The organism is Streptomyces sp. NPDC090499 (assembly GCF_044769305.1).
Classification (GTDB): domain Bacteria; phylum Actinomycetota; class Actinomycetes; order Streptomycetales; family Streptomycetaceae; genus Streptomyces.
Genome location: NZ_JBIVXP010000001.1, coordinates 1,423,025 through 1,440,577, shown reverse-complemented (window position 1 = coordinate 1,440,577; position 17,553 = coordinate 1,423,025). Strand labels below are relative to the sequence as shown.

Annotated in this window: 14 protein-coding genes; 4 read left to right on the top strand and 10 right to left on the bottom strand. The window is 72.1% G+C overall.

The genetic code is table 11. The annotated features are described in order from the left end of the window. The first annotated feature begins 337 nt into the window (after positions 1-337). A complete protein-coding gene (locus ACIQVL_RS06640; RefSeq protein ID WP_403427585.1) occupies positions 338-1,522 on the top strand; it encodes a glycosyltransferase in 1,185 nt (394 codons plus the stop codon). A 183-nt stretch (positions 1,523-1,705) separates the two neighbouring features. On the opposite strand, the gene ACIQVL_RS06635 is transcribed toward ACIQVL_RS06640, so the two are convergent. Next, the gene (locus tag ACIQVL_RS06635) at positions 1,706-2,743 is read right to left on the bottom strand and encodes a hypothetical protein (RefSeq protein WP_403427587.1); all 1,038 of its coding nucleotides are present in this window, start codon (positions 2,741-2,743) and stop codon (positions 1,706-1,708) included. A 207-nt stretch (positions 2,744-2,950) separates the two neighbouring features. Beyond that, the gene (pepN, locus tag ACIQVL_RS06630; RefSeq protein WP_403474607.1) at positions 2,951-5,536 is read right to left on the bottom strand and encodes an aminopeptidase N; all 2,586 of its coding nucleotides are present in this window, start codon (positions 5,534-5,536) and stop codon (positions 2,951-2,953) included. Positions 5,537-5,684: 148 nt separating this feature from the next. Between pepN and ACIQVL_RS06625 the strand changes: the two genes are divergently transcribed. Next, positions 5,685-6,347: a DsbA family protein gene (locus ACIQVL_RS06625; RefSeq protein WP_403474606.1), complete on the top strand. Its 663-nt coding sequence runs from the start codon at positions 5,685-5,687 to the stop codon at positions 6,345-6,347. A gap of 153 nt (positions 6,348-6,500) precedes the next feature. On the opposite strand, the gene ACIQVL_RS06620 is transcribed toward ACIQVL_RS06625, so the two are convergent. The 7 genes from ACIQVL_RS06620 to ACIQVL_RS06590 all read right to left on the bottom strand — a co-directional run bounded on the left by ACIQVL_RS06620 (position 6,501) and on the right by ACIQVL_RS06590 (position 13,774). Continuing rightward, positions 6,501-7,148 (bottom strand): superoxide dismutase, encoded by a 648-nt coding sequence (locus tag ACIQVL_RS06620; RefSeq protein WP_403427592.1) that lies wholly within the window; start codon positions 7,146-7,148, stop codon positions 6,501-6,503. A 241-nt stretch (positions 7,149-7,389) separates the two neighbouring features. Then, a complete protein-coding gene (locus ACIQVL_RS06615) occupies positions 7,390-8,280 on the bottom strand; it encodes a TauD/TfdA dioxygenase family protein (RefSeq protein WP_403427593.1) in 891 nt (296 codons plus the stop codon). Positions 8,281-8,320: 40 nt separating this feature from the next. After that, positions 8,321-9,661, bottom strand: a complete 1,341-nt coding sequence (locus ACIQVL_RS06610) for an LLM class flavin-dependent oxidoreductase (RefSeq protein WP_403474605.1) — start codon at positions 9,659-9,661, stop codon at positions 8,321-8,323. Between the two features lie 110 nt (positions 9,662-9,771). Beyond that, complete coding sequence (locus tag ACIQVL_RS06605) at positions 9,772-10,485, bottom strand: ABC transporter ATP-binding protein (RefSeq protein ID WP_403474604.1); 714 nt, start codon at positions 10,483-10,485, stop codon at positions 9,772-9,774. Continuing rightward, complete coding sequence (locus ACIQVL_RS06600) at positions 10,461-11,306, bottom strand: ABC transporter permease (RefSeq protein WP_403474603.1); 846 nt, start codon at positions 11,304-11,306, stop codon at positions 10,461-10,463. The genes ACIQVL_RS06605 and ACIQVL_RS06600 overlap by 25 nt, the downstream gene beginning before the upstream one ends. After that, entirely contained in the window at positions 11,303-12,370 is a 1,068-nt protein-coding gene (locus ACIQVL_RS06595) for an ABC transporter substrate-binding protein (RefSeq protein ID WP_403427599.1), read from the bottom strand. The genes ACIQVL_RS06600 and ACIQVL_RS06595 overlap by 4 nt, the downstream gene beginning before the upstream one ends. Positions 12,371-12,565: 195 nt before the next feature. Continuing rightward, entirely contained in the window at positions 12,566-13,774 is a 1,209-nt protein-coding gene (locus ACIQVL_RS06590) for an ROK family protein (protein ID WP_403474602.1), read from the bottom strand. A 435-nt stretch (positions 13,775-14,209) separates the two neighbouring features. On the opposite strand from ACIQVL_RS06590, the gene ACIQVL_RS06585 reads away from it, so the two are divergent. Next, a complete protein-coding gene (locus ACIQVL_RS06585; RefSeq protein ID WP_403427602.1) occupies positions 14,210-14,794 on the top strand; it encodes a biotin transporter BioY in 585 nt (194 codons plus the stop codon). 66 nt (positions 14,795-14,860) lie between these two features. Here the strand turns inward: ACIQVL_RS06585 and ACIQVL_RS06580 are convergent, their stop codons facing one another. Then, positions 14,861-15,592: a hypothetical protein gene (locus tag ACIQVL_RS06580; protein WP_403427604.1), complete on the bottom strand. Its 732-nt coding sequence runs from the start codon at positions 15,590-15,592 to the stop codon at positions 14,861-14,863. A 315-nt stretch (positions 15,593-15,907) separates the two neighbouring features. Here ACIQVL_RS06580 and ACIQVL_RS06575 point away from each other — a divergent pair, with 315 nt between their 5' ends. Then, positions 15,908-17,551, top strand: a complete 1,644-nt coding sequence (locus tag ACIQVL_RS06575) for a serine/threonine-protein kinase (RefSeq protein ID WP_403474799.1) — start codon at positions 15,908-15,910, stop codon at positions 17,549-17,551. The last annotated feature ends 2 nt before the right edge of the window (positions 17,552-17,553 follow it).

The window sequence follows — 17,553 nt, the reverse complement described above, 5'->3', positions numbered from 1 at the left end:
TGCCTGGCTTGCCGATTTTTTGCCGTCGGCGGCAGTCGTCCGGAGGGCGCGGGGGAGCCGAATGCCCTTGTAAAAGTGCAGGTCAGAAGGGTGGCGGCGCGAGAAGTGGAATGATGTTGGCGGCAGCGGGTCCGGCGCTGATCCTGTAAACGCAGCCGACTCCGACACGAGACACTCCGTTCATCCGAATGAAACGTCCGTACCGCCTCATATCGGCTAACCCGCGGATCCCGGGGATGGCTCGATCTGGTGCAAGGCAGGTGGTCGTGTGGACGCTCGGCTCGGACTTCGTGTGCTCTCGGTCTATGAGGGCTTTTTCTCCGGGGGAGCCCGGATCGTGCACAGTGATGTGCTGCTGGGCCTGGTAGAGGGCGGACAGCAGTGGCATCGGGTGCTGAGTCTGCACGGTGAGGTCCACCGAGAAGCCACCACACAACGCATGGAGGACGACGCGTGTTACCGGGCCCTTACGGCCGGCGGCATCGAGGTCACCTCCCTCGGCCGCACCGCCGGGCTCGTGGACGGCACCGTCGCGGCGTCGGTTTTCAGCGGCCCCGAACTGGCCGATACGGCACGGGCCATGGCCGGTGCGGACGTCATCCTGTCCCTGAAGGAGCAGCCGCTCGCGCTGCTCAACCAGGCCGGGCTGCCGCGCCGTCCCGTCGTCGTCTGCCTGCACCGCTCCGACCCGGAGAACCAGGGCCGGGCGCTGGACGAACTCAAGGCCGCCATCGCGGACGGCACGGTGGCCGCCTGCGTGTGCTGCGCCGAGTCCACCCGGGACGCGTACGAGGCCGCCGGGATCCCCGGCGAGCTGCTGCACGTGATCCCGAACGGCGTCGACCTGCTCCGCTTCCGGCCCGACGCGGCGCTGCGGCTCGCCTTCCGCGAGTCCCTCGGCATCCCCGCCACGGTTCCGGACGGCCCCGGCGCCCCCGGCGCTCCCGTCGTCGTGTTCGCCGCCCGGTACGCCGGGATGAAGAACGTGCCGCTCTTCCTGCGGGCGGCGCGGGCCTGGCTGGCCCGCGAGGGGGGCGGCCACGTCGTGATGTGCGGGGCCGGGATGACCGAGGACAACCCCGCCCTGTGGGCCGACATCGAGGTCGCCTTCGGCGCCGACCGGGCCGCCCTCGGCGACCGGCTGCACCTGCTCGGCGTACGGCACGACATGGAGACCGTCTACGCCGGCTCCGACGTCGTCGCCCTCACCTCCGCCTCCGGCGAGGCGGCGCCGCTCTGCCTCATCGAGGGCATGATGTGCGGTGCCGTCCCGGTCACGACGGACGTCGGCGACAGCGCGTCGATCGTCGAGGGGCACGGGTTCGTGACGCCCTTCGACCCCGACGCGATCGCCTTCGCGTGGTCGGCGGCGGTGGCCGACCGGGAGCTGTTCGCTCCCGCGCTGGCGGCGAGCCGCGAGCGGTTCAGCCGGACCCGGATGATCGCCGCCTACGCCGACCTGCTCGGGCACGTCGTCGGCGACGTCCGCGACGGGCTGCGCCCGGGGGTCGGCGGGCAGTAGCGACGCGCCGTCTCTCCCCCGTTCCCTCTCCCTCCCCCCCCGCGACGCGGGAAGAGGCCGTCGGTTCCCCTCCGAACCGGCGGCCTCTTTCGTCTGCTGCGCCGTCGTGGCCGGTCGCGCAGTTCCCCGCGCCCCTTCAGGACCCCTTCGGGGCCCTTCGGGGTGCTGTTCCGGGGGCGCTTTTCAGCGCGGCAGTACCACCACGTACGCGGCCGGGTCGCGGTCGCCGGCTGCCATCAGGGCCGTGCGGACCACCGCCGCCTGCTGTTCCATCGCGTCGCGGAGCTTTCGCGGGGTGAGGTAGACGACCGTGATGCCGAGCCGCTCCAGGTGCTCGCGCTTGCGGGCGTACTCGGACCACAGGGCGTCCTCGTCCTGGCGGGGTGCGCGGGTGTCGAGTTCGACGGCGACCCCCTGCTCCGGCCAGTAGGCGTCGACGCCGCCCAGGTGCGGGCCGCCCGGCAGCCTCAGGTCCACGTTCCAGACCGGGTCGGGGAGGCCGTACTCGTGGACCATCCGGTACAGACGGTCCTCGGCGATGGCCCGGCCCTCGGCGACCAGGGAGTCGACGGCGTCCACCACGTGGGGGCGGGAGAGCAGCTTCGCCTCGTTCAACGCCCGTACCACCGCCGCCGGTTCGCAGTGGCCGCCGCGCACCGCCTCGGTCAGCAGCCGGCGTACCGCCTCCGCGTCGGTCAGGTCCGCCACCGCGTCCGCGAGGGCACGGGGGACCGGGGCGACCGGGAGGCCCGTGACCTGCTCGGGGGTGGGCAGGGCCGGGGCGCGGAGCACGCGGACGTAGGAGGTGGAGCGCAGCCGGCGCAGCCGCGGGACCAGGACGTCCACGTGGTCCAGGGAGAGCAGCGGCGGGGTCGAGGAGAAGCCGTGCAGGGTCAGCGCCGCCAGGCCCGTGATCATCACGTCCGCGTGGACCGGGCGGTGCGGGGAGTCCGGGGCGGGCTGCGCCGGGACACCCGGGACCGGCTCGCGCGCCGTGAACAGGAGCGCGCCGTGCAGGCGTTCCTCGCTGGTCGGGGGGCCGGGGTGGAGCAGGACCACGCCCGGCAGCAGCTGCTGCCAGGGGCCGCCCGGCCGGCACTGCTCGGCGATCTCGGTGGCCGCGACGCCGTGCGAGCGGAGCTGGGCCGTCGTCAGGACCCGGCGGTGGACGTCGGACAGGTGGCGGAGGGGGCGGGGGGAGAGCGGGGTGTTGTGGGTCATGGCCTCGGGATTCCCGGGGCCGGCCGGGTCCTTAACCGGTGTTACGCACTCGTCGAAAAATGCGGACAAGGCGGTACTAAAGGACGGGTGTTCGGGTGCCGAGTAGGGAGCCAAAACCCCTGGTCCGGATGGGTGGGGACCAGGGGTTACGGCCATGATGGAATGAATTGCGTAACGGTCACCCGGCGGGCAACCTCTGGCCAAAGATCAGCCGGCGGCGGCCTCGGCGGCCCGCGCGTCGCACTCCTGTCCGCGCAACGTCCGTGCCAGGTCGTCCCGGGCCTCCAGGACCAGCCGCCGCAGCGCCGGAGCCGCGTCGGCGTGCGCCGTCAGCCACGCGTCCGTCGCCGCCAGGGTCTCCGGACGGTCCTGGAGGGAGGGGTACAGGCCCCGCACCACGTCCATGCCGATCTGGATCGAGCGGTCCGCCCAGATCCCGGCGATGACCTCGAAGTACTTCTCGGCGTACGGGGCCAGCAGCTCCCGCTGCGAGGCCTGGGCGAAGCCCGCGATCGTCGCCTCCACCAGCGCGTTGGACAGCGCCTGCGACTCCACGACCTGCGCCCACGCCTGCGCCTTCACCGCCGCCGACGGACGGGCGGCCAGGCAGCGCACCTGGTGGCGCTTGCCGGACGCCGTGTCGTCCCGGGCCAGTTCGGCCGCCAGGACCGACTCGTCGGCCAGGCCGTGCGCGGCGAGGGGTTCGAGGAACGCCCAGCGCAGCTCCTGGTCGACGTCCAGGCCGTCGATCGCCGCCGCCCCCGACAGGAGGTCCTGGAGCAGTCGGAGGCCGGGCTCGTCGGCCGCCGTCGACGCGAAGAAGCGGGCCCAGGCCAGCTGGTGCTCGCTGCCCGGCGCCGCCTGCCGCAGCTCCCGCAGGGCGCCCTCGGCGAGCAGCCGCCCGGCCGCCTCCCGGCCCTCGGGCGCCACGTAGTTCACCAGCGCCGACTCCGCCCACGCCTGGAGCATCTGCAGCACGCCGATGTCCGACTCGCGGCTCGCGAACCGCAGCACCAGGCCGACGAAGTCCCGGGCGGGCAGCAGCGCGTCCCGGGTCAGGTTCCACAGCGCCGACCAGCACAGCGCGCGGGCCAGCGGGTCGGTGAGCGAGCCGAGCCGGTCGCGCAGGGTCGCCAGCGAGGTCTCGTCGAAGCGGATCTTGCAGTAGGTGAGGTCGTCGTCGTTGACCAGGACCAGCTCCGGGGCGTCGGCGCCGGCCAGCTCGGTGATCACCGTACGGGGGCCGTCCACGTCCGCCTCGGCGCGCGCGTACCGGACCAGGTCGCCGCCCTCCAGCCGGTACAGGCCGATCGCGACCCGGTGCGGGCGCAGCTCGGGGTGCGACTCGGCCGCCTCCTGCAGCACGGTCAGCTCGGCCACCCTGCCGTCCCCGTCGAGCAGCACCTGCGGGGTCAGCGAGTTCACCCCCGCCGTCTGCAGCCACTTCCCGGCCCAGGCGCCCATGTCCCGGCCGCTGGTCTCCGCCAGGACCGACAGCAGGTCGCCGAGGCGCGTGTTGCCGTACGCGTTGCGCTTGAAGTAGCGGCGGGCGCCCTCCAGGAACGCGTCCTGGCCGACGTAGGCCACCAGCTGCTTGAGGACGGAGGCGCCCTTGGCGTAGGTGATGCCGTCGAAGTTGAGCTTGGCGTCCTGGAGGTCGCGGATGTCCGCCGTGATCGGGTGCGTGGAGGGCAGCTGGTCGGCGCGGTACGCCCAGGCCTTGCGGCGGTTGGCGAAGGTGGTCCAGGCGTTCTGGAAGCGGGTGGCGCCGACGTTCGCGAACGTGCCCATGAAGTCCGCGAAGGACTCCTTCAGCCACAGGTCGTCCCACCACACCATGGTGACCAGGTCGCCGAACCACATGTGCGCCATCTCGTGCAGGATCACGTTGGCGCGCGCCTCGTACGACGCCTGCGTCACCTTGCCCCGGAAGATGTACTCCTCCCGGAAGGTCACCAGACCAGGGTTCTCCATCGCCCCGAGGTTGTACTCGGGCACGAACGCCTGGTCGTACTTCCCGAACGGGTACGGGTAGTCGAAGTGCTCGTGGAAGAAGTCCAGCCCCTGCCTGGTGATCAGGAAGACGTCGTCCGCGTCGAAGTAGGGGGCGAGGCCCTTGCGGCACATCGCGCCGAGCGGGATCTCCAGCGTCGAGCCGTCCGGCAGGGTGCGGGAGTACGCGTCCGTCACGTAGTGGTAGGGCCCCGCCACCACGCACGTGATGTACGTCGAGATCGGCCTGGTCTCCGCGAACCGCCAGACACCGTCGGCCAGTTCACCGGCGCCGTTGCTCCACACCGTCCACCCCTCGGGCGCCCGCACCTCGAAGCGGAACGGCGCCTTGAGGTCCGGCTGCTCGAAGTTGGCGAAGACCCGGCGCGAGTCGGCCGGCTCGTACTGCGTGTAGAGGTAGACCTCGCCGTCCTCGGGGTCGACGAAACGGTGCAGGCCCTCGCCGGTGCGGGAGTAGGCGCACCGGGCGTCCACCACCAGCTCGTTCTCCGCGGCCAGGTCCTCCAGGGCGATCCGGGTGCCGTCGAAGACCTCCCCGGGGTCGAGGTCCTTGCCGTTCAGGGTCACGGCGGTCACGCCCGGCGCGACCAGGTCGGCGAAGCTCGACGCGCCCGGCTCGTTGCAGCGGAAGCGGATCGTGGTCACCGAGCGGAAGGTGCGCGGCTCGTCCTGGCTCTCCCCGACGGCGGACCGGACGTCCAGCGACACGTCGTACCCGTCGACCGACAGCAGGGCGGCCCGCTCCCGGGCCTCGTCGCGGGACAGATTCTCACCGGGCACGGGCGGCACTCCTTCGTGTCGAAACGCATCGTCGTCAGTGGTCGGGACAGCACCGATCCTCCCACGCGCCCCTGACGGCGGGCACCCGGGAATGGGGTGGCCGGTGACGGTGTTGCCGCTGGAAAAGGCCTGTATTCCGAGGAGAACCATGTCCGAGACCGTGACCAGCTCCGGCAAGACCCCCGTCGACTTCTGGTTCGACCCGCTGTGCCCCTGGGCCTGGATGACCTCCCGCTGGGTCCTGGAGGTGGAGAAGGTCCGCGACATCGAGGTCCGCTGGCACATCATGAGCCTCGCGGTCCTCAACGAGCCCAAGCTCGACGAGCTGCCCGAGGAGTACCGCGAGCTGCTGGAGACCAAGGCGTGGAAGCCGATCCGCGTGGTCACCGCGGCCTGGCAGAAGCACGGCTCCGACATCATCGGCCCGCTGTACACCGCGCTCGGCACCCGCATCCACAACAACGGCGAGGGCCCGACCCTGGAGGCCGTCGCGGGCGCGCTCGCGGACGTCGGCCTGCCGGCCGACCTGATCGACTACGCCGACCAGGAGGACTTCGAGTTCGACGCCGAGCTGCGCGCCTCCCACAAGGAGGGCATCGACAAGGTCGGCCAGGACGTCGGCACCCCGGTCATCGCGGTCCCCGGCTCCGACGGCGAGCAGATCGCCTTCTTCGGCCCGGTCGTCACCCCCGCCCCCAAGGGCGAGGAGGCGGCCCGCCTGTGGGACGGCACCCTCGCGGTCGCCTCCGTCCCCGGCTTCTACGAGATCAAGCGGACCCGCACCAAGGGCCCCGACTTCAGCAACCTCTAGGTCCCGCCTCCGCGCCCGGCGGCCTCGGCCGCAAGCCCTGGGCGACCGCGCCGGAAGGCCCCCGCGAGTCACGTCCTCGCGGGGGCCTTCCTTCTTCCGCCTGCCCGCGGTGAACGGTGAGAAGACGATCACGAGGCAGGACGCGTCGGCGGCTCAGGGAGCCAGCAGCAGCACATCCGCCCGGGACCGCGCGGCCGCGTACCGGCGTGCCACGTCCTGCCAGTCGACGACGGCCCACATGGCGTCGATGAAGTCGACCTTCTGGTTCCGGTACTGCAGGTAGAAGGCGTGCTCCCAGGCGTCGAAGACGAGGACCGGCACCGACCCCTGGCCGACGTTGCCCTGGTGGTCGTAGACCTGCTCCACGATCAGCCGCCCGCTGAGCGGCTCGTACGCCAGGACGCCCCAGCCGGAGCCCTGGGTGGTGGCCGCCGCCTTGGTCAGCTGCGCCTTGAAGCCCGCGAACGAGCCGAAGGACTCGGTGATCGCCCCGGCCAGCTCACCCACCCCGTCCGCCGCCAGCGGCTCACCGCCGCCGTCCTTCGGGCCGGTCATGTTCTGCCAGTAGATGCTGTGCAGGATGTGGCCGGAGAGATGGAAGGCCAGGTTCTTCTCCAGCCCGTTGACCGCCCCCCAGCTCTCCTTGTCGCGCGCCTCCGCCAGCTGCTCCAGGGTGTCGTTGGCGCCCTTCACGTACGCCGCGTGGTGCTTGTCGTGGTGCAACTCGATGATCTCGGGGCTGATCACGGGCGCGAGCGCGGAGTAGTCGTAGGGCAGTTCAGGAAGCGTGTAGACGGGCATGGGCGTGGGTCCCCTCCGAACCTCTTATTGCAACCTACTTGCAAGTGCAGGCTAGCAGCAAGAGTGTCGGGAGTCGGGTAGGGGCACGCCCGCATGCGCACGACCGGCTGCTCCGGTGCCGCACCGGCCGGGCGGCGGCGCGGCAGAAGCCGGGAGACGGCGACGAAGACCCGTGCGGGCGGCCTCTCCGTCGTCCCGGAGGGGCCGCCCGCTGTCCGGACGCGCCGTCAGCGCGCCGTGGTCACACGGCTACCGAGGTGTAGTGCGAGGCGTCGCCCTCGATCGAGTAGCTCTCCTTGCCCTCGATGCCGACCGGGACGTCGCCGGCGACGGTGACGCGGTGGAGGCGGCGCGGCAGGCCGTCGTAGTTGTCGACGGCGTAGTGCTGGGTGATGCGGTTGTCGAACAGGACGAGCTGGTTGGGGGACCAGCGGTGGCGCAGGATGTTCTCGGGGCGGGTGACGTAGGCCTGCAGCAGGTCGAGGACCCTGCGGGACTCGTCCTTCGACAGGCCGGCGATCCGCTGCGCGAACCCGCCGATGAACAGGCCGCGTTCACCGGTCAGCGGGTGCACCCGGACCACCGGGTGGACCGTGCGGAACCTGGTCGACGTGAACTGGGCGCGCTGGGCGGCCTTCTCCTCGTCGATCTCCTCGTCCGGTACGGCGTAGTCGTAGTCGTTGGTGTGCTCCGCCCACAGCGTGTCGGCCAGCGCCCGCAGCGGCTCCGGGAGCTGGCGGTAGGCGGCGGCCGAACTGGTGATCAGGGTCTCGCCGCCGTACGGCGGGACCGTGAGGGAGCGCAGGGTGCTGGCCTGCGGCGGGTTCAGGACGAACGTCACGTCGGTGTGCCAGTGGTTGGCCCGGCCGCGCTCGCTGTCGACGGGCAGCACGTTCGGGGCGCCGTCGACGGCGGGCACCGTCGGGTGGGCGGTGGTCAGGTCGCCGAAGTGCCGGGCGAAGGCCTCCTGGCCCTCGTCGTCGAGGCGGACGCCGTCGAAGACCAGGGCCTTGTGGACGTTCAGGGCCTCGCGGATCGCGGCGACCTGCTCCGCGTCGAGCGGCTCGGCGATGTCCACGCCCAGGACCTGGGCGCCGATGTGCGCGGTGACCTTGCGGATCTCGATGGACATACGGGTGCGTCCTTCCGGATTCTCGGGCTTTCTGCGGGTGTCAGGCGGTGGCCGGTGCGGGGGTGGCGTACTGGTTGGCGGGGCGCGGGAGGCCGTAGCGCTCCCGCAGGGTCCGGCGCGGGCCGTACTCGTTGCGCAGCAGGCCGCGGGCGCGCAGGATCGGGACGACGTGGTCGACGAAGGCCTCCAGACCGGACGGCAGCACGGGCGGCATGATGTTGAAACCGTCGGCGGCGCCCTCGGTGAACCAGGTCCCGATCGCGTCGGCGACCTGCTCGGGCGTTCCGGTGAAGGTCAGGTGCCCGCGTCCGCCGCCGAGCCGGCCGATCAGCTGCCGCACGGTGAGCCGCTCGCGGCGGGCGAGCCCGACGACCAGGGTGTAGCGGCTCCTGGCGCCCTCGATGGCGTCCTCGGAGGGGAGGCCGCCCGGCAGTTGGGCGTCCAGCTCCAGGGTTCCGGCGGGCAGGTGCAGCAGCCGCTCCAGGCGGTCGACCCCGTGCCGGTGCACGATGTGGTCCTCCAGGACCTGCTCGTTGGCCCGCGCCTCGGCCTCGGTCGAGCCGATGACCGGGACGATGCCGGGCAGCACCTTGATGTGGTCGGGGTCGCGGCCGGCCGCGGCGGTACGGGACTTCAGGTCGGCGTAGAACGCCCGCGCCTCCTCGACGGTCTGCTGCGCGGTGAACACGGCCTCCGCGTACCGGGCCGCGAACGCCTTGCCGTCCTCGCTCGACCCGGCCTGCACCAGCAGTGGGTAACCCTGCGGGCTGCGGGGCACGTTGAGGGCGCCCTCGACACTGAGGTACGTGCCCCGGTGCCGGGGCGGGTGGATCTTCGCGTCGTCGCCCCAGACACCGGCCGCCTTGTCGGCGACGATCGCGTCGTCCTCCCAGCTGTCCCAGAGCTTCAGCGCCACGTCGAGGAACTCGGCGGCCCGCGCGTACCGCTCGGCGTGCGCGGGCTCCTCGTCGATGCCGAAGTTGCGGGCCGCCTCCGCCCCCGCCGTGGTGACGATGTTCCAGCCGGCCCGGCCGCCGCTGATGATGTCCAGCGAGGCGAACCTGCGGGCCAGGTTGTAGGGGGAGTTGTAGGAGGTGGACGCGGTGGCGATCAGGCCGATGTGCTCGGTGGCCGTGGCCAGCGCGGTGAGCAGGGTGAGCGGTTCCAGGGCTCCGGCGGGCCGCTGCTCGACGCTGCCCCACAGGTGCGGGCCGTCGGCGAGGAAGAGGGAGTCGAAGGTGCCGCGCTCGGCGGTGCGGGCGAGCCCGACGTAGTGCCCGAGGTCGACGTGCGCGTAGGGGTCGCTCTCCGGGAGACGCCAGGAGGCCTCGTGGTGACCGGTGTTCATCAGGAAGGCGTTGAGGTGGAGCTGGCGGGTCATGCGGGGTCCTTTGCATCTTTTGAGCCCGTCCGGCGATTGAGGACGAGGCCGAAGGCCGAAGCGGGGGGCGGGGGGGCGGCAGCCCCCGGGACGGCCACCACAAACGACGGTCACGTGACGTCCTCGGCGACGCCAAGCGCCGCCAGCAGCCGGCTCCGGTACTCGCTGCGCGGCCGGTCGTGGTCCACGGTCAGGTCGAGGCCGATCCGGCCCCGCTCCAGGACGAGGACCCGGTCGGCGAGGACGATCGCCTCGTCGACGTCGTGGGTGACGAGCAGCACGGACGGGCGGTGCCGTTTCCACAGCTCGCGCAGCAGGTGGTGCATCCTGATCCGGGTGAGCGCGTCCAGGGCGCCGAACGGCTCGTCGGCGAGGAGCAGTTCGGGTTCGCGGACCAGGGAGCGGGCGAGCGCGGCCCGCTGTGCCTCGCCGCCGGACAGCTCGCCAGGCCAGGCCCCTTCGCGGCCCGCGAGCCCGACCTCGGTCAGCGCCGAGCGGCCCTTGTCGTGGGCGTCCCTGCCGTCCAGGCCCAGCACCACGTTGTCCAGGACCCGGCGCCAGGGCAGCAGCCGGGAGTCCTGGAAGACCACCGAGACCCGCTCCGGCGCACTGAGTTCCCCGCTGCCGGCGACCCCGTGGTCGAGTCCGGCGACGGCCCGCAGCAGGGTGCTCTTGCCGGAGCCGCTGTGCCCGAGCAGCGCGGTGAACTGCCCGGCCGGCAGATCGAGGTCGACGGAGTCGAGGACCGTACGCTCCCCGAACGACCGGGTCAGGCCCCGGAGCCGGACGGCGGGGCGGGTCAGCTGCTCAGTGTGCGGCGCCATGACAGCACCCTCCGTTCGATCAGCCGGACCACCGTGTCGGAGACGAGACCGAAGACGCCGTAGATCAGCAGGCCGACCAGGATGATGTCGCTGCGCCCGTAGTTCTGGGCCTGGAACATCATGTAACCGAGGCCGCTGGTGGCGTTGATCTGCTCCAGGACGACCAGGCCGAGCCAGGAACCGGTGACGCCGAGCCGGAGCCCCACGAAGAAACCGGGCAGCGCGCCGGGGATCACGACCTCCCGGACGAACCGGAGCCGCGACAGGTCCAGCACCTCGGCGAGTTCGACGTACCGGCTGTCGATCGCGGACAGCGCGGCATGCGTGTTCAGGTAGACCGGGATGTAGACGACGATCGCGATGATGGCGATCTTGAAGGTCTCGCCGATGCCCAGCCAGAGGATGAACAGCGGGATCAGGCCGAGGGTGGGGATCGCCCGGTTGATCTGCACGGTCCCGTCGATCAGCGCCTCGCCGGTGCGGGTGAGCCCGGAGGCCAGGGCCAGCAGCACCCCGGCGGTCAGGCCGATCACGAAGCCGTACCCGGCCCGCTCCACGGAGGTCAGGATGTCGGTGCGCAGCGTCCCGGCGGTCCACAGGCGGACGGCGGTGTCCAGGACGGTCCAGGGCGCCGGGATCGCGCCGGGGTCGAGCTGCCCGGCGGCGGAGGCGATCGCCCAGGCGGCGAGGACGACGAGCGGGCCGGCCAGCCGGGCGGCGGGCAGCCGGCGGCCGGGGGAGAGCCGGCGGCGCGGCCGGACCCGGTGCGCCTCCTCCTCCGCGACGGGAACCGGCACGGTGCCGGTGGTCACGGCGGTCATTTCCGGTACTCCGCCGGTACGGCCTCGGCGGCGAGGGACTCGAAGCGGTGGTCGAAGAGCCCGGTGACGTCGGTCTTCTTCACGAACCCGCCCTCCGCGAGCAGATCGGCGGTCTCCTGCTCCCACTTGACCGCCTCGTCCCAGCTCGGCGGGAACAGCGGCTTGTTGGCGAGCCTGGTGATGCCCTGGGCCTGGGCGAGGGTCAGGTTCTGCGTCCTGACGTAGAACTCCTCGTTCCAGGTGTCCGGGTTCTCCCACTGCCAGACCAGGCCCTTGGCCCACTGCGGGATGTACGCGGCGACCGCGGCCGCCTTGGCCTTGTCGTTCAGCACCGACTGCGGCGCCCACAGCAGGTTCAGCAGGTCGACGACGTCGGTGGCGATGGTGTGCGCGCCCTTCGGGCCGTACTGCTGGAGGTAGGCCGGGGCCTGGCTGTTGGCCAGCGGGGCCACGTCCACCTGGCCGGACTGCAGGGCGGTGAGGAACTGGTTGCTGGTCAGCGGGACCAGCTTCACGTCGTCGTGGGCGAGCCCGGCCTCCTTGAGCGCCCGCAGCAGGACGACACCCTGCGCCTGCCCCTGCGAGAAGGCGAGCTTCTTCCCCTTGAATTCGGCGACCGTGCGTATGTCGCTGCCGGGCTTGGTGGCGAACAGGTAGTTCGGCTTGCGGGTCAGTTCGATCGCCACGATTTTTGCGGCGAAACCCTGGAACTGCGCCTGGATCGGCGGAATTCCCGCGTTGTTGGCGACGTCCAGGGACTTGGCGCGGAACGCGTTGATGACATCGGGACCGGCGCCGATGTTCGCCCAGCTGGACACCGTGAACGGCAGCGCGGGCAGTTTGGCCAGCTTGAACTGCAGCTGCTGGGCGCCCAGATAGGAGGCGATCTTCAGGCTGGTGCCGGCCGGGACCTTGTCGGCCAGCGGCGCGGTCGAGGCGCCCGCGGTGTCGGCGGCCGCACTGCCGCCCGCGCAGCCGCTCAGCCCGGCCACGGCCGCCGAGGCGCCGAGCAGTGAGGTGAGGAAGAGCCGGCGGTCGAGGCCGGGGGAGGACGCAGAAGGCATGGGAGTGCTCCGGGGAGAAAAGCAGCAGAAAGGCAGGGCAAATTCCCGGCGGCAGAGGGCCGGAAAGAGAGATCTCACGCAGAGGGAAATGCGCGCCCGGGGCGCGTCAAGACGTCAGCAACAGAGGGTGCGACAGGTCATGGGATGGATGCTCCTTGCCGTGTGCGACGGCTGTCAATATTCCGAGTTTCTGAATTAAATAAGCTCTGGTGACAGGGCCGGAGCCGCGGCGCGCGAGGCGCTCAGCGGGTCCCGGTACAGCACGTCGAGGACCACCGAACCGCCCGCCACCGCCAGCACCGAGGCCCCGAAACTGGTCGGCGCGACCACGGCCGCCCGCTCCGCGCCCACCGCCTCCCGCAGCGCGGCCAGACAGTCCTCCCGGTACAGCACCCCGACCTCGGTGACGACCACGCTCTCCGGGTTGAGGACGTCGAGCAGCAGCGCCGCCGCCCGCCCGGTCAGCCGCGCCCGCTCCACCAGCAGCCGCACGGCCGCCGGAGCACCGGCCCCGGCCGCCGCCAGGACGTCCATCGGGTTGCCGCTGTCCACCACCCCGGCCGCGCGGGCCCGCCGCACCAGGGTGCGTTCGCCGAGCTCCGCCTGGAGGCAGCCGGTGCGTCCGCAGCCGCACGGCTCGGTGCCGCCCGGCACCGGGAGATGGCCGATCATGCCGGCCTGGGAGCGCGGGCCGTGGTGCACCTCGTCGCCGGTGGCGAAGGCCGCGTCGACCACGTTCCCGACGAACAGGTGCAGCACGCTCCGGCTGCCCCGGGCCCGCCCGAAGAGCCGCTCCCCGTTGACCAACGCGCGCGCGTGCCCGTCCACATGGACCGGCAGCCCGGTGTGCGCGCCGAGCAGTTCGCGCACCGGCACCTCGCGCCAGCCGAGCAGGGGGTGCTCGACGACGGTCCCGGAGTCCCGGTCCACCCAGCCGCCGACGGCGACGCCGACACCCAGCGGCCGGCTGCCGGGCACCTCGTCGAGCAGCGCGTCGAGCCCCGCCGCGGCCCGCGCCAGCACCCCGCGCGGATCGGTGGAACGGTGCTTCAACTCCCGGCGCAGGACGACCCGTCCGCGCAGGTCGAGCAGCGCGACCGTGGTGTACGGGACGGCCACGTGCACCCCGCCGACCACGAACCGCGAGTCGTCCAGGTCGACCGGCACGTGCGGCCGGCCCACGCCCTTGACGCGCTGCGGCGTCCCGGTCTCGCGGATCAGGCCGAGTTCGGTGAACCGGGCGCAGTAGTCGGTGACGGAGGCAGGGGACAGCCCGGTCAGCCGGGCGATGGTGGAGCGGGCGACCGGCCCGTGCTCCAGCACCGAGCGCAGGACCACACTGGCGCTGGTCCGCCGCCGGTCACGGGGCGCGGGGGTGAGCGGGGGTGCCGCGGTACGGGGCATGGGAAACCGTCCTCGGGAACGGGGCCGACACGTCTCGGGGGTCGAGGCGCGCCGGACCGGTCTCCCGCCGCGCGGCCTCAGGGCCTACGGCGACAGGTGGCAGCACCCTGGCGTCGCAGGTCGACATAGCGACGCGACGTGAGGTTCCGGGACTGGGCGACCATGTCCGGAAGCGTAGGCCAGAAACCTTGAATCCCACCAGAGTGCTGGGATTCGATTGGGGGAACTCCACAGGCCTGTTCAACGCCGTTGACGTGACTGAAACATCTCTGCCTCAGTGATCGGCGTCACCCCCTACCGCGTGTAACCCACACCCTTTGTGGGGAGCCCACCAAGTGCCGCTCACGGCCTTTGTCGACCGCTGACGTGTCCGGCTCAGACCGGCCGGGATAGCGTCACAGGGTCCCTTGCCTGCCCCCACCCCGCGGAGTCCCCATGAGCACCGCCACCGCCGCCGCGTCGACCCGCACCGGCACCGTCCTGGCCGACCTCCTGCCCGCGTCCCGGGTGCGCGACGCCGCCCTCGTGCTCGGCGGCGCCGCGCTCACCGGCCTCGCCGCCCAGATCGCGGTCCCGGTGCCCGGCTCCCCGGTCCCGGTGACCGGCCAGACCTTCGCCGCCCTGCTCGTCGGCACCGCCCTGGGCGCCCGCCGCGGCCTGCTCTCCCTCACCCTGTACGCACTGGCGGGACTCGCGGGCGTGCCGTGGTTCGCGAGCGGCACCTCCGGTGTCTCGGTCTCCTTCGGCTACATCCTCGGCATGATGCTCGCCTCCGCCGTCGTCGGCGCCCTGGCCCGACGCGGCGCCGACCGCGGCGTACTGCGGATGGCGGGCACGATGCTGCTCGGCGAGGCGCTCATCTACGCGGTCGGCGTGCCGTACCTGGCCTACGCCGCCGACATGTCCGCGTCCGCCGCGATCGCGGCCGGCCTCACCCCGTTCCTGATCGGCGACGCGGTGAAGGCGGCCCTGGCGATGGGCGCGGTGCCCGCGGCGTGGAAGCTCGTCGACAAGCGCTGACCCGACCCGAACGACAGTGGGGCCCCGGATGCTTCGGCACCCGGGGCCCCACTGTCGTTCGGGCCGTTACGACTGCTGCCGCGGCCGCCGCTGCGACCACCACACCCCCGCCGCCCCGGCCGCGACCAGCGCCGCGCCGGCCGCGCCGAGCGGCAGCAGGTCACGTCCCGCGCCGGTCTTCGGCAGCTGGTCGCCGCTCGGCCCCACCGGCTTGTTGTCGGTGCCGAGCAGCAGCGGGGTGGCCGGGGCGTTCGGCGACGGGTTCGTCGTACCGAACGGCACCGGGCCCTGCTGCCAGAACGTCTTCTTCCCGTCCGCGCTCTGCACGGGCAGGCAGATCTTCCCGGTCCTGCCGAGGTCGAACGTCGCGTCGACCGCGTACGACTTCGACTTGCCGGCGGCGAGCGCGCCCACGGGACAGCTGAAGGCACTGTTCGAACCGGCCGGCAGATCCTTCGCGGCGACGGCGTCGCACCCCTGCACCCCGGTGACCTTCAGTCCGTCGAAACCGACCACCAAAAGACGGATACTGTCGCTTTCCTTGGTCCCTTCGTTCTTCACGGTGGCGGTAATCGCCGTTTTCTGCGAACTGTTGTCGACCGAGATCCTCTCGGGCAGCGTGGTGGTCAGCCGCACACCGTCCGGTGCCTGGTCGACCGCCTTTCCCCCTTTGCCGCTTCCCGGCCCCTGGTCGTCGGCGACGGCCGTGGCCGACAGGATCATCACGGCCGAGAAAGATGCCGTGACCAGCGATCCCGTGACCACGGTCAGCCGCCGGAGCGTACGACGAGAACTCATGTCCGTCCCCCTTGCAACCCCCTGGACCGCGCCTGAATTCGCGGTCACTTGAAGAGGTACCACAAGATTTCTCCGCACTATGCTGGTACGGCTGTAAGTGTGACCATTGTGTGTCGCCAGGGGCGGTCGTTGAGGGGGTGCAGCGAATTGCCGGGGAATTCAGAGAAATCAGGGAGTTCAGGGAGTTCAGGGAATTCAGTTGGCTCGGGGAGCCCGGGGAATGCGGGGAATCCGGAGAACGCGGGGCCGGGCGGTGTTCCCGGGCTGCTGGTGACCGGCCGCTACCGGCTGGCCGAGAGTATCGGGCAGGGCGGCATGGGGCGGGTGTGGCGGGCCGCCGACGAGACACTCGACCGGCAGGTCGCCGTCAAGGAGATGCGGATCGACGGCCTCGACGCCGAGGACACCCGCACCCGCCGCGAACGCACCCTGCGCGAGGCCAGGGCGACCGCCCGGATCGACCACCCCAACGTGGTGCGGGTCTACGACGTCGTCGACGAGGGCGAACGCCTCTGGATCGTCATGGAGCTGGTCAACGGCCGCTCCCTGGAGTGGATCATGGCCGAGGAGGGGCCGCTGAGCCCGCGCGCGGCCGCCCGGATCGGCCTCGGCCTGGTCGCGGCGCTGCGCCAGGTGCACGCCGGGGGAGTGCTGCACCGCGACATCAAACCCGGCAACGTCCTCGTCGAGAACACCGCGGGCCGGGTCGTCCTCACCGACTTCGGCATCGCCGCGATCCAGGACGCCAAGGCGCTCACGATGGTCGGCATGCTCGTCGGCTCCCCCGACTACATGGCGCCCGAACGCGTCTCCGGCCGCCCGCAGGGCCCGCCCTCCGACCTCTGGTCGCTCGGCGCGACCCTGTGCGCGGCCCTCGGCGGCCGCTCCCCCTTCTCCCGCGACACCACCCTGGCCACCCTGCACGCCGTCCTCTACGAGGAACCCGAACTCCCCGCTGCGGCAGGCCCGTTGCACGACCTCCTGGCCGCCCTCCTGGCGAAGGAACCGACCGCACGTCCCGGCCTCGCGGAGGTGGAACGCGAACTGCACCCGGTGGCCTCCCCGGCCCCCGCGGAACGCCGAACCCCCACCCACGTGCTGCGCCCACCGGTACCGCAGGACGCACCCCCGCAGCCCCCGCCGGCCCGGCCGCAGCCCGCCCCGTCGTTCAGCGCGTCGACGGAGGCGGCCTCGGAACGCTCGGAGGTACGGTCCGAAACCCCGTCGGGCAATTCGGCGAAGCCCACGCTGCAGCGCCCCGAAAGGGGTGCTGGGCTGCATCGGTCAGCGGCTCCGCCGCGGCGCGCGACCAGCCACGACGCGCCCGCACGTCCGCACCCGGCCAAAGCCCCCCGACGCACGACTCTCCTCGCCGCCCTGGGAATCGCCGCCGTGGCCACCGCCCTCGCCGTCCTCCTCACCACCACGACAGGCGGCGGCGACAGCGACAAGGCGACCGGCACCTCCTCGACCCCCTCGACTCCGACGCCCACTTCACCGGCGCCCACAGTCGAGGGCACCGCCCGCCCCCGCTCGCTGCCGCCCGGCACCCACGAGGAGGCCGGCGGCTTCGCCTGGGCGCCGCCCGCCGGCTGGCGCAGGGACGTGAAGACGGGCGCCGAGGTCCACTACACGTCCCCCGACGGCAGCCAGGAACTCGTCGCCAGGTCCTCGCTCGCCCGGGGCAATCTCATGGACAGCTGGAGCGCCTCCGAACAGAGCGCCCACCAGGGCCGGGACTACACCAAGATCCGGCTGGCCGGGACGACCTTCCGCGGCCACCCGGCGGTGGTCTGGGAGTACACCTTCACCCTCGGGGGCACCCCCTGGCACGCACGGCTGCTGGGCTTCGACGCCGGAGGCAAGTCGTACCAGATCAACACCTGGTACCAGCCGGCGGTCGAAGCCCAGGCCGTACGGACCTACGAGAAGGTGAAGGAGAGCTTCACCCTGCTGTGAGG

Bases quoted from the DNA above. Each gene is read 5' to 3' on its own strand.
- ACIQVL_RS06595 (WP_403427599.1), bottom strand. From the start codon at position 12,370: ATGCCTTCTGCGTCCTCCCCCGGCCTCGACCGCCGGCTCTTCCTCACC.
- ACIQVL_RS06590 (WP_403474602.1), bottom strand. From the start codon at position 13,774: ATGCCCCGTACCGCGGCACCCCCGCTCACCCCCGCGCCCCGTGACCGG.
- ACIQVL_RS06625 (WP_403474606.1), top strand. From the start codon at position 5,685: ATGTCCGAGACCGTGACCAGCTCCGGCAAGACCCCCGTCGACTTCTGG.
- ACIQVL_RS06615 (WP_403427593.1), bottom strand. From the start codon at position 8,280: ATGTCCATCGAGATCCGCAAGGTCACCGCGCACATCGGCGCCCAGGTC.
- ACIQVL_RS06585 (WP_403427602.1), top strand. From the start codon at position 14,210: ATGAGCACCGCCACCGCCGCCGCGTCGACCCGCACCGGCACCGTCCTG.
- ACIQVL_RS06635 (WP_403427587.1), bottom strand. From the start codon at position 2,743: ATGACCCACAACACCCCGCTCTCCCCCCGCCCCCTCCGCCACCTGTCC.
- ACIQVL_RS06600 (WP_403474603.1), bottom strand. From the start codon at position 11,306: ATGACCGCCGTGACCACCGGCACCGTGCCGGTTCCCGTCGCGGAGGAG.
- ACIQVL_RS06575 (WP_403474799.1), top strand. From the start codon at position 15,908: ATGGGGCGGGTGTGGCGGGCCGCCGACGAGACACTCGACCGGCAGGTC.
- ACIQVL_RS06605 (WP_403474604.1), bottom strand. From the start codon at position 10,485: ATGGCGCCGCACACTGAGCAGCTGACCCGCCCCGCCGTCCGGCTCCGG.
- ACIQVL_RS06610 (WP_403474605.1), bottom strand. From the start codon at position 9,661: ATGACCCGCCAGCTCCACCTCAACGCCTTCCTGATGAACACCGGTCAC.
- ACIQVL_RS06620 (WP_403427592.1), bottom strand. From the start codon at position 7,148: ATGCCCGTCTACACGCTTCCTGAACTGCCCTACGACTACTCCGCGCTC.
- ACIQVL_RS06580 (WP_403427604.1), bottom strand. From the start codon at position 15,592: ATGAGTTCTCGTCGTACGCTCCGGCGGCTGACCGTGGTCACGGGATCG.